This is a genomic window from Ruegeria sp. F12 (genome assembly GCF_056533885.1).
This window is the reverse complement of sequence record NZ_JBQFOV010000020.1, coordinates 44,081-53,866: the sequence shown is the minus strand read 5'-3', so window position 1 is coordinate 53,866 and position 9,786 is coordinate 44,081. Positions and strand designations below refer to the sequence as shown.

Below are 9,786 nucleotides of genomic sequence, written 5' to 3'. Positions count from 1 at the left end.
GCGCGGGCAACGCCCGCGCTTTGCCGGGCCCAAGGTCGCTCAGGGGTATCGGCGTCAGCCGATGGCCCGTGGCGGGCGCGGGAGGGTTAGTCCTCCTCGAACGGGTCCCATTCGTCTTCGACCTCGGGCAGGGCCTCGGTTTCGACCTTGGCGGCGCGTTCTTCGGGGGTTTCGATGCGTTTGATCTTGGCTTTGGGGAATTGAGCCAGCACCGCCTGCACCAGCGGGTGCTGTTCCGCCTCGGCTTTCAACGCCAGATCGGCGGCGTCGCGGATTTCGGCGATGGTTGCTGCCTTACCGTTGGCGACAATCGTCACCGCCCACCGATTGCCGGTCCAGCGTTGCAGTGCGGTACCCATGCGAGCGGCCAGGTCGGTTGGGGCCGAGCCCGTCGGTGTGAATTCGATCCGTCCGGGTTGGTACGAAACCAGCCGGACACCGTTTTCGACCTCGACCAGCAGTTTCACATCCCGGTTGGTGCGGATCAGTTCGACCACATGTTCGAAGGTCGGGTAGCGGGCCAGAGCCGTCTGCACATCCTGCGCCAGTGCCGCCGTCGGTGCACCTGCTCCGCCGCGGACGTGTGGCGCATAGGCAGAGGCCACGGGGGCCTGCACGGCGTGCGGTGGGGCGCTCATTCCGCCGCCGGGTCCGCCATTGGGTGACGGAGGCGGGGTGTCTTGCAAACGTTTGATCAACTCTTCCGGGCTGGGCAGGTCGGCAACATGGGTCAGGCGGATCACGGCCATCTCGGCGGCCATCATGGCGTTGGGGGCGGCTGAGACCTCTTCCAGAGCCTTCAATAACATCTGCCACATACGGGTCAGGACGCGCATCGGCAGGGCCTCTGCCATTTGCTGACCGCGCGCGCGTTCGTCGGGGGACACGGTCGGGTCTTCGGCGGCATCCGGCGTGATTTTCACGACCGAGACCCAATGGGTGATCTCGGCCAGATCGCGTAGCACGGCCAGCGGGTCGGCGCCTTCGGCATATTGCGCGCCAAGCTCAGTAAGCGCCCCGGCGGCGTCGCCGCGCAGGATCATGTCCATCAGGTCCAGCACTCGGCCACGGTCGGCTAAACCCAGCATCGCACGCACCTGATCGGCGCTGGTTTCCCCGGCACCGTGTGAAATCGCCTGATCCAGCAGAGAGGTCGCATCCCGCGCCGAGCCTTCAGCCGCGCGGGTGATCAACGCCATCGCGTCCTCGGCGATTTGCGCACCTTCGGCCTCGGCAATGCGGCGCAGCAAGCCGATCATGTCTTCGGGTTCGATCCGGCGCAGGTCGAACCGCTGGCAACGCGACAGAACCGTCACGGGTACTTTGCGAATCTCGGTGGTAGCAAAGATGAATTTCACATGCTCGGGTGGTTCCTCAAGCGTCTTGAGCAGCGCGTTGAAGGCGCTGGTCGACAGCATGTGGACCTCGTCGATGATGTAGATCTTGTAGCGGGCCGAGGCCGCGCGGTAGCGGACGCTGTCGATGATCTCGCGAATATCATTGACGCCGGTGCGGCTGGCGGCGTCCATCTCCATCACGTCCACATGGCGGCCCTCCATAATGGCCACACAATGTTCGCACTGGCCGCAGGGTTCGGTGGTCGGCTTGCCCTCGCCATCGGGGCCGATGCAGTTCATACCCTTGGCGATGATACGGGCCGTGGTGGTTTTGCCGGTGCCGCGAATGCCGGTCATGATAAAGGCTTGCGCAATTCGATCCGCCTCGAACGCGTTTTTCAGCGTGCGTACCATGGCGTCCTGACCGACTAGATCGGCGAAGGTTTCCGGGCGGTATTTGCGGGCAAGAACCTGATAGGCGGGGCTGGGCGTGTCGGTCATATCTGCTCTGTCGGATTCGGAGTCCGATGCAGCGTAGTGACCCCTGCCGCCCACGTCCACAGCAGCAGCGCAGGAAATTCGATTTGCAAGCAAGGACGCAGGCGATACATCATCGGTGCAGATTGATCGGAACGTGCCATGAATAATTTCGCCATCTATTCCCTGCGACTGGGGCCGGGTCGTCTGGGGATATCTCCGCTGCCCGGCGCGGGAGGTGCTTATGCGGCCGATCTGAAGACGGTGCAGGACTGGCGACCGGATCTGGTGATTTCAATGACCACAAGCTCTGAGATGAAAAACCTGGGAGCGGCGGCGTTCGGTGGCGATCTGGAGCGGCACGGGGTCGAATGGGCTCACCTGCCGGTCCAGGATTTTGGTGCGCCGGATGCGCGGATACAGGCCATTTGGTCCAATGTCAGCCAGCGGGCCCGTGCGCTGCTGTCCGGCGGCGGAGGCGTTTTGGTCCATTGTCGGGGCGGCTGCGGGCGATCGGGTATGGTTGCTTTGCGGTTGATGACGGATAGCGGACTGCCCGCAGATACCGCTATGCAGATGCTACGGACAGTACGTCCCTGCGCCGTCGAGACCGAGGCGCAGATGGTCTGGGCCACTTCGGCGGCCCGGACGGGCAGCTGAATTCAGGCTGAAAGCTGGTGTTCGGTCGGCGCGGCTGGCTGGGGCGCCGTGGTAACCACTTCCATCATCGCGCAGGGCGGTGTCGGCAAAAGGCTGGCTGCGTGGGCGGTGAAATCTGCTCCGAACAACATATCCGCATAGCGATCCAGCCGCTCGGCCGGAGTGTCGGCGGCCACACCGCAGAACACCCGGATCTGATCGGGTTGGGCGCGAAACCGGGCCGAGCACCCTTCGGCGCAATGGGTCAAGTCGCTGCTGCCTTCGATCTCGAACGCATCGGTTGTTGCCGGACGGGCCGTGGCCATTGCATCCGTCAGGGCGCGTGCCATTCGGGCCAGTGCCGGGCAGGGGGCGCCGGTTTTTTGGCATACCGTCGCGGTGAATTCGTGGGTCTTGGTCTTCCAGATCATGATGCGCCCTCCGCGCGCTGGACGAGGGGCATGGATCAGGTTTGACAGCGTGCTGACGACCTGTCCCGGACACCCCGCCCGAGTTTCGGTTTTCGTTCGATGGCAGGTCTCCTGACTTGCGGGTCGTGGCTTTGCCGACCTTCCCAGCCTTTCGGCCAGTGGTATCTCGGCATTGCTCACCGCTTACAGTTGCGGGGGCAGTCTCGGCCTTGGTTCGTTCCGGCAATGCCGGGCAGAACCGCACCGTGTTCCCTTTTCATCCTATCCCGAAAAGGGACAAGAACCATCACGCCATCGCTAGCGGTTGAGCGGGCTTCGAGTCAAGCGCCATTGAATACCGGCGCGACGTTGGGTCAATTTCCCCACGGCTTGACTCTGATGACGGAACAGGGCCGACTGCGCGGGTGAACTAAACAGTTTAGAATATGAGGCGCGGGCGATGTTGGACAATACGCATCCTGTTTTGACCGAAGATGTCCAGTTTCCGTCTGGTTCGGCGATGCTGTCGGGGCGCCTCTATCTGCCTGCCTTGCCCCCCAAGACAGTTGTGGTAATCCATGCAGCGACCGGCGTGCCCCGCGACTATTATCAGCATTTTGCCCATTGGCTGGCGGCCGAGCAGGGCATGGCTTGCCTGACCTATGATTATCGGGATTTCGGCCATTCCCTGACCGGCCGATTGCAGGACTCGCAGGTAACCATGGCGGACTGGGCGCTGATCGACATGCCCGCTGCCCGCGCAGAAATGCGCAAACGTTTCCCGGACGCGGAACAATGGAGCATCGGCCATTCCGTTGGTGGAATGCTGGGCCCGGTTCAGCCGGATATCGCGCAGATTGACCGCATGATCTGTGTTTGCTCCGGGCTGGTCACCCTGTCTGATCACCCGTGGCCGTACAAGGCACTGGCGGGGTTGTTCTGGTATGGCCATGCGCCGTTGGTTGTCAAAGCGGCGGGGTATTTGCCGGGCAGGGCTTTGGGCTTTGGGGCTGACCTGCCCGCGCGGGTCTACTGGCAGTGGCGTAAATGGTGCACGGCACCGACGAACTATCTGCCCGATTTGGGCAAGACCCTGCCCGAGGCGCACTGGGCCGAGCAGGGAGTGCCGGTCGATCTGATCGCATTCGACGACGATCAGGTGGTGCCGCCCAAAGCGGTGTGGCGCCTGGCCGAGCTTTATGGCCCGAATGCGCGGCGTAGGTTGTTGTCACTGTCAGATTTTGGGGTGAAAGAGATCGGGCATATCGGCGTGTTCGCCCGTCGCAACGCAGCGGTTTGGCCGCAGCTTATTGCCCAGGATCATGTGGGAGAAAAGTGAGAGGTTGGACATCGACCCAAGCGGGGCTCGTTGTGGCTGCTTCCTTCCGGACCTGACCAGGTTGGCGAGGCGCTCGCCCGCGCCAACCTCTCAGCACGCGATATAGGCAAGTGCGCGGCAAATGACAACCCGTCAGAGCGTCAAATGGATCATCAGAAAACCGGCCTCGTCCTCTCCAGCGATGTTGGGTGCAAATTCGGCGATGTCGTCCAGATGATGCCAGGCCTTGTGGCCTGTACGCAGAACCGCCAACGCCCCGGCCACAGGGGACAGACGGAACGGACGCTCGAACACGGTGCCGGAATGAGGCCCGGCAGTCACGTAGTTTTTGACCAGATCTTGTAGGGGCAGAATCGGCAGCGGAACGCGCGTCGCCCGCCCGGCAAAGGGGAAGTGCCCACCGCCATTTGCGCGGTAATTATTCAACGCCACCACAAAGGTCTGCTCTGCATCCAAGGGTTGGCCTTCGAAACGAATCTCGCGGACGCGGCGGGCCGATGGGTGCAAAAGTGCCCCATCTGCGCCAAACCGAGCGGGCTGGCTAAGGTCGATCCGGTATGTCAGCCCATGCAGGACGTCAAAATTATGCCCTGCGCGGTCCGAGGCCAGCAGATCGCATCGTTGGCCGGGGATCATCCTGCTAAAGACGCCTGCGGACATTTCCAGCCAGTCTTCGATTTGCGAACCGGTGACGGCGACGGCCATCATCTCATCGGGAAAGACGTTCAAGTCCGTCACATGGCGCAGGCAGATTTCCCCGGCCGGGACGTCGGTAAAGAACCGAGGCCCGGCACGCCCGCCGAATTTCGACGGGGACACGGCAGACAGGATTGGGCAGTCCCGATAGTCCGTATCCTTTAGAAAAGGTCGCAACGCGAGGATTTGAGCGGCGGCCACGAAAGCCAAGCCCCGGTCATAGCCGCAAAAGCTGAAATAGCTGTGCATGTGCTGCTGTACCTGTCCCACAGGTTCGGCCACCCGCCGCCGCGTCTCGGCGTGGCCGGTGGCAAGTAGCTGCGTCAGTGCGGCGTCTTCATCTGACGCCTCTGTCGAAACCGAACGCACCTGCGCGTGTCCATGAAATACCTGCCATCGGTCGTCCAGTGATGTGCCGAGGGTCAGGTCGATGACGCCCAGATATGACCCCGCCGCACCGGGCATCACGACGGGGGTGCTGTGCACCAGCCCGCAATCAACGTCGATATAGCCGCTGTATTCTTGTTCAGGGCTGGGAAAAACCATATGGGAATGCCCGCCCGCAATGGCGTCGATCCCGTCGATGGCGGCCAACGGTACCAACGCGTTTTCCATGCCGGGCGTGTCTTGCGCCGGACCGAACCCCGTATGCGCCAGCGCCACAACGATATCGCAGCCCAGTTCGTGCAGTTCAGCGACTTTGCGGCGCGCACAGTCAAGGATGTCGCCGATCTGAACTGCACCTGCCAGCTTGTGCGCCTCCCATTTTGCGGTCTGGGGTGGCAGGACCGAGAATATGCCGATTGCAAGCTCGTACGCGTGCCCTTGGATTTCGACCTGACGCCTGACAATGGTGTGCTCCTGCCAGACCTGCGGGCTGGAGGATTTGTGGGCATTGCTGCACAGAACAGGGCAGGGGGCCTGCCGCATGATCCGGTCCAACACGTCCAGACCAAAGCCATAATCGTGATTGCCCAGCCCTATAGCATCGTAGCCCAGAAGGTCGAAGGCCTGCATCAGAACATGGCGCTCGGGGTGTTGAGCCACGGCCCAGTCGCCCAGCGGCGTGCCTTGGACCGAGTCGCCATTGTCTACCAGCAGAACCAACCCGTCCTGTACCTCGCTTCGGGCCTTGCGGATCAGGTCTGCGGTCCGGGTCAGGCCAATCGTCGGTTCGTGCCTGTCAGTGTAATAGTCATATGCCGTCAGATTCATATGCAGATCGGACGTGGCCAGAATTCGCAGTTGGACGGTTTGAGAGGAAGGAAAAGTCGACACTACTCTACTTTAGGCAGTTTTTTATCAATCATTTTCAACAAAAAGAGTGTTGCGTGCAATTTTCAAGGCGGACCTGCGGTCTTTCAGCGGCAGCGGGTGTTTTTTCGGAGTTCCATGAATACCCATTGCAACCCCAGAACCATCGTGGCAGCCCTATGCGCACAATCTGGGGGGCATGCAATGAAGAATGCAGAGTTTGTGACGTTCGGCGGATCAGGGCTGGACCGTGCGGCGCATATTCGGGGCGATGCCGACGCGCTGGCTGGCCTGGTGGCGGACCCGAATGCCAAATGCCTGCTGATATGGCGCGGCAAACCCCTTGTAGAGGGTGAGGCTTCGGATCGGTTGGGTCTGATCCCGGTGTCTCATGCGCTGGTCGAAAAAGGGCCGGGCGGAGTTGCGGATGGGCTGATTTTTCTGGGCCTGTCGGATGGTGTCCCGGTCTTTGCTGCCGATATCTCGAATTGGGAACCTGACGGGCAGGATTTGTCTGAAGTAGGTGGTTTCGTGGATGGCTCGGAACAGCAGCATCCTGACCTGCCAGACAGGTTCGTATTTGCCGAGCTGCGCCGGATCATGACGTGGCTGTCCCCGCGTGATGCCGAGCTTGCGGCGACCGCCAAGGCGGTGATCGGCTGGCACGAAACCCATAAATTCTGCGCCCGCTGTGGCGCGGCCAGCGCGATGACGCAGGCCGGATGGCAACGAAGCTGCCCCACGTGTAGCGGCCAGCACTTTCCGCGCACGGACCCGGTGGTGATCATGCTGATCACCCATGGGGACTCGGTACTGATGGGGCGGTCTCCGGGTTGGCCCGAGGGGATGTATTCGCTGCTGGCGGGTTTTGTCGAACCCGGCGAAACGCTCGAAGCTGCTGTGCGCCGCGAAGTGTTCGAAGAGGCGGGCGTGCCCGTCGGCGCTGTCACCTATCTGTCCAGCCAGCCCTGGCCCTTCCCGGCCTCTTTGATGTTTGGTTGCGCGGGCCAGGCGCTGTCGCGTGACATCTCGATTGATCCCGTTGAAATTGAAGATGCCATGTGGGTCAGCAAGTCCGAGATGATGCAGGCCTTTGCCGGTGAGCACCCGGTTCTGAAACCTGCCCGCAAAGGGGCCATTGCACATTTCCTGTTGCAGAACTGGCTTGCAGATACGCTGGACTGACGAAATAGAAACGCAATAGGTCAACGAACTAAAGGTCGGAATGCAGTTCACAGTACAGGAAGATATTCAGGCACCGATCAACGCCGTTTTCGAAATGGTCGCCGATTTCGAACGGTTCGAACGTATGGCCATGCGCCGCGGGATCGAGGTGCGGCGGCTGTCCGGCCACATGGGGGTGGTGCCGGGCACCAAATGGCAGGCCGACTTCACCCTGCGGGGCAAGCCACGCCATGTTGAGATAACAATGGCACACAGCGACCCGCCCGCGCAAATGCGGTTCGAGGCAATCGGCAAAGGGGTCGGCGGTGTCACTGAGGTTGATCTTCTGGCTCTGTCCCAACGCCGTACCCGGTTAAGCGTGGATGTAACGCTGACGGCCAAATCCCTGCCCGCGCGGCTGTTTCTGCAATCGCTGCGGCTGGGCAAATCGCGGTTCCGGGCCCGGTTCCAATCCCGACTGACCGAATTCGCCCGCGAGATGGAGGAACGACACCTGCACGGGTCGTAAAACCGATATGAGCGATCTGATCCTGAGACAGGCAACCTCATACGACGCGCCGGGTATTGCTGGAGTGTTGCAAGCCCTTGTTTTGGCAGACAAGCGCAGCAAACCGGCAGATGCCGGGTTCGCCGAAACGCACTATGTCTCTCATCCCGGTCAGATTCAGTGCCTTCTGGCGTTGGACGGGGACGAGGTGCTGGGGTTTCAATCGCTGAAGCAAGCGGTAGAGGGCAACCCCTATGGCGCGCCTGTCGGCTGGGGATTGATCGGCACGCATATTCGCCCTTCGGCGGCTCGGCGCGGGGTCGGTCGGGCGTTGTTTCAGGAAACCCTGAAAGCTGCCCGTGCGGCAGGCCTTGTGGCGATCGACGCGACGATCGGCGTCAACAATGCGGAAGGGCTGGCCTATTATCAGGCAAGGGGGTTTGTGGACTGCCGCCGAATTGACGGCGCGCGCCGCAAATCCTTCACCTTGTGACCGCCGCCGGGTAAACGCCTAGCACTTCGACATTTGTGGTGAAATGCTCCAGCTCTTCCATCGCCAGTTGCACATTGCGGTCGTCGGGGTGCCCCACGATATCGGCATAGAACTGCGTGGCGGTGAATGAGCCGTCGACCATATAGCTTTCCAGCTTGGTCATGTTGATCCCATTCGTGGCAAACCCGCCCATCGCTTTGTACAGCGCGGCAGGGATGTTGCGGACCTGAAAGACGAAGCTGGTGATCATTCCGTGTTCACCGCGCCGCGTGCGGTCTTCCTCGCGTGACATTACAAGGAAGCGGGTGGTGTTGTCGTCATTGTCCTCGATATGTCGGGCCAGAACGTTGAGGCCATAAATCTCTCCGGCCAGTTCGCTGGCCAGCGCGGCCGAGTGAAGTTCGCCCTGTTCGGACACTTCGCGCGCGGCGCGGGCATTATCGGGGCTGACGCGCCCGTGGATGTTGTGCTGTTTCAGAAAGCCCGCGCATTGGGGCAGCAGAACCAGATGGGAATGGGCCTCGGTAATGTCGTCCAGCGTGGCACCCGGAACGGCCAGCAGGTTGATATGGACGCGGACAAAGGCCTCATCAATGATGTGCAGCCCGCTATGAGGCAGCAGGCGGTGGATATCGGCCACGCGCCCATAGGTCGTGTTCTCAACCGGCAGCATCGCCAGATCCGCCGCGCCCGAGCGCACCGATTCGATCACATCCTCGAAAGTGCGGCAGGGCAGGGCCTCCATATCGGGGCGTGCGTTACGGCAGGCCTCGTGACTATAGGCGCCGGGCTCCCCCTGAAATGCGATACGTTTGGTCATTTGGTCGATTCCGTGCAACAAGTTCCAGAATTGGGCGTTTAGTCGCGGTGTCTATACCTTGCCTCTTGTCAGGGGAAGCCTTAGACACCCCGCAGACAGCTGAAATGGACTCGCGATCAATGTTCGACACGATGACAGTTACCAAGGCCGCCGCAGGCCTGTTTGGCACCTTCCTGGTGCTGCTTCTGGCCAAATGGGCCGCCGAAGGCCTGTACCATGCCGATGGTCATGGCGAGAAGGCCTCGTACATCATTGAAACCGAAAGCGCAGGCGAAAGCGCCGACGGTGAGGAAGTGGTGTTCGAAGACCTGCTGGCCGCAGCCGACCCGGAAAAAGGCGCACGCGTTTTCCGTAAATGCACCGCTTGCCACAAGCTGGAAGACGGCGCGAACGGCACAGGCCCTTATCTGTATGGCATCGTTGACCGTCCGGTCGCGTCGGCCAATGGCTTCACCGGCTACTCGGCCTCGATGCAGGCCCATGGCGGCAACTGGACACCCGAAGCGCTGGATGCCTTCCTTGAGCGCCCGAGCGCCTATATTTCCGGCACATCCATGAGCTTCGCGGGCCTGAAAAAGCCGCAAGAGCGTGCCGACCTGATTGCCTATTTGCAGACCATCGGCAACTGATCCTGCGAATAACCCGAAAA

At 61.4% G+C, this 9,786-nt stretch carries 10 protein-coding genes, 1 other RNA gene and 1 riboswitch; of the genes, 6 read left to right on the top strand and 5 right to left on the bottom strand.

The features are described 5' to 3' along the window. Positions 1 to 86: 86 nt before the first annotated feature. Positions 87 to 1,838 (bottom strand): DNA polymerase III subunit gamma/tau, encoded by a 1,752-nt coding sequence (locus tag ACR0CA_RS19625; protein WP_480900841.1) that lies wholly within the window; start codon positions 1,836 to 1,838, stop codon positions 87 to 89. 138 nt (positions 1,839 to 1,976) lie between these two features. On the opposite strand from ACR0CA_RS19625, the gene ACR0CA_RS19620 reads away from it, so the two are divergent. Next, positions 1,977 to 2,474 (top strand): protein-tyrosine phosphatase family protein, encoded by a 498-nt coding sequence (locus tag ACR0CA_RS19620; RefSeq protein ID WP_480900839.1) that lies wholly within the window; start codon positions 1,977 to 1,979, stop codon positions 2,472 to 2,474. A 2-nt stretch (positions 2,475 to 2,476) separates the two neighbouring features. On the opposite strand, the gene ACR0CA_RS19615 is transcribed toward ACR0CA_RS19620, so the two are convergent. Next, positions 2,477 to 2,884 (bottom strand): hypothetical protein, encoded by a 408-nt coding sequence (locus ACR0CA_RS19615; protein ID WP_170774699.1) that lies wholly within the window; start codon positions 2,882 to 2,884, stop codon positions 2,477 to 2,479. 84 nt (positions 2,885 to 2,968) lie between these two features. Continuing rightward, positions 2,969 to 3,187, bottom strand: a riboswitch (cobalamin riboswitch). Between the two features lie 136 nt (positions 3,188 to 3,323). On the opposite strand from ACR0CA_RS19615, the gene ACR0CA_RS19610 reads away from it, so the two are divergent. Continuing rightward, positions 3,324 to 4,202, top strand: coding sequence for an alpha/beta hydrolase family protein (locus ACR0CA_RS19610; protein ID WP_480900837.1), 879 nt, complete (start codon positions 3,324 to 3,326; stop codon positions 4,200 to 4,202). Here the strand turns inward: ACR0CA_RS19610 and ffs are convergent. Both ffs and ACR0CA_RS19600 read right to left on the bottom strand, forming a co-directional pair. Beyond that, positions 4,197 to 4,295: signal recognition particle sRNA small type (gene ffs / locus ACR0CA_RS19605), an RNA gene on the bottom strand. The genes ACR0CA_RS19610 and ffs overlap by 6 nt on opposite strands. A gap of 39 nt (positions 4,296 to 4,334) precedes the next feature. Beyond that, positions 4,335 to 6,176 carry a bifunctional 2',3'-cyclic-nucleotide 2'-phosphodiesterase/3'-nucleotidase gene (locus ACR0CA_RS19600; protein WP_480900835.1) on the bottom strand — a complete coding sequence of 614 codons (1,842 nt, stop codon included), beginning with the start codon at positions 6,174 to 6,176 and terminating at the stop codon, positions 4,335 to 4,337. A 180-nt stretch (positions 6,177 to 6,356) separates the two neighbouring features. Here ACR0CA_RS19600 and nudC point away from each other — a divergent pair, with 180 nt between their 5' ends. Genes nudC through ACR0CA_RS19585 form a run of 3 tightly spaced genes read left to right on the top strand, consistent with a single transcriptional unit; the run spans position 6,357 to position 8,317 of the window. Then, positions 6,357 to 7,337: an NAD(+) diphosphatase gene (nudC, locus tag ACR0CA_RS19595; RefSeq protein ID WP_480505937.1), complete on the top strand. Its 981-nt coding sequence runs from the start codon at positions 6,357 to 6,359 to the stop codon at positions 7,335 to 7,337. 40 nt (positions 7,338 to 7,377) lie between these two features. Beyond that, positions 7,378 to 7,845 carry an SRPBCC family protein gene (locus ACR0CA_RS19590; protein WP_170791135.1) on the top strand — a complete coding sequence of 156 codons (468 nt, stop codon included), beginning with the start codon at positions 7,378 to 7,380 and terminating at the stop codon, positions 7,843 to 7,845. Positions 7,846 to 7,852: 7 nt separating this feature from the next. Continuing rightward, on the top strand, positions 7,853 to 8,317 hold the full coding sequence (locus tag ACR0CA_RS19585) for an N-acetyltransferase family protein (RefSeq protein ID WP_480900832.1): 465 nt from the start codon (positions 7,853 to 7,855) through the stop codon (positions 8,315 to 8,317). On the opposite strand, the gene ACR0CA_RS19580 is transcribed toward ACR0CA_RS19585, so the two are convergent. Then, complete coding sequence (locus ACR0CA_RS19580) at positions 8,307 to 9,137, bottom strand: prephenate dehydratase (protein WP_170774687.1); 831 nt, start codon at positions 9,135 to 9,137, stop codon at positions 8,307 to 8,309. The genes ACR0CA_RS19585 and ACR0CA_RS19580 overlap by 11 nt on opposite strands. Before the next feature lie 119 nt (positions 9,138 to 9,256). On the opposite strand from ACR0CA_RS19580, the gene ACR0CA_RS19575 reads away from it, so the two are divergent. Further along, a complete protein-coding gene (locus ACR0CA_RS19575; protein ID WP_480900830.1) occupies positions 9,257 to 9,766 on the top strand; it encodes a c-type cytochrome in 510 nt (169 codons plus the stop codon). Positions 9,767 to 9,786: the final 20 nt, after the last annotated feature.

Bases quoted from the DNA above. Each gene is read 5' to 3' on its own strand.
- ACR0CA_RS19610 (WP_480900837.1), top strand. From the start codon at position 3,324: ATGTTGGACAATACGCATCCTGTTTTGACCGAAGATGTCCAGTTTCCG.
- ACR0CA_RS19590 (WP_170791135.1), top strand. From the start codon at position 7,378: ATGCAGTTCACAGTACAGGAAGATATTCAGGCACCGATCAACGCCGTT.
- ACR0CA_RS19575 (WP_480900830.1), top strand. From the start codon at position 9,257: ATGTTCGACACGATGACAGTTACCAAGGCCGCCGCAGGCCTGTTTGGC.
- ACR0CA_RS19585 (WP_480900832.1), top strand. From the start codon at position 7,853: ATGAGCGATCTGATCCTGAGACAGGCAACCTCATACGACGCGCCGGGT.
- ACR0CA_RS19620 (WP_480900839.1), top strand. From the start codon at position 1,977: ATGAATAATTTCGCCATCTATTCCCTGCGACTGGGGCCGGGTCGTCTG.
- ACR0CA_RS19615 (WP_170774699.1), bottom strand. From the start codon at position 2,884: ATGATCTGGAAGACCAAGACCCACGAATTCACCGCGACGGTATGCCAA.
- ACR0CA_RS19625 (WP_480900841.1), bottom strand. From the start codon at position 1,838: ATGACCGACACGCCCAGCCCCGCCTATCAGGTTCTTGCCCGCAAATAC.
- ACR0CA_RS19580 (WP_170774687.1), bottom strand. From the start codon at position 9,137: ATGACCAAACGTATCGCATTTCAGGGGGAGCCCGGCGCCTATAGTCAC.
- nudC (WP_480505937.1), top strand. From the start codon at position 6,357: ATGAAGAATGCAGAGTTTGTGACGTTCGGCGGATCAGGGCTGGACCGT.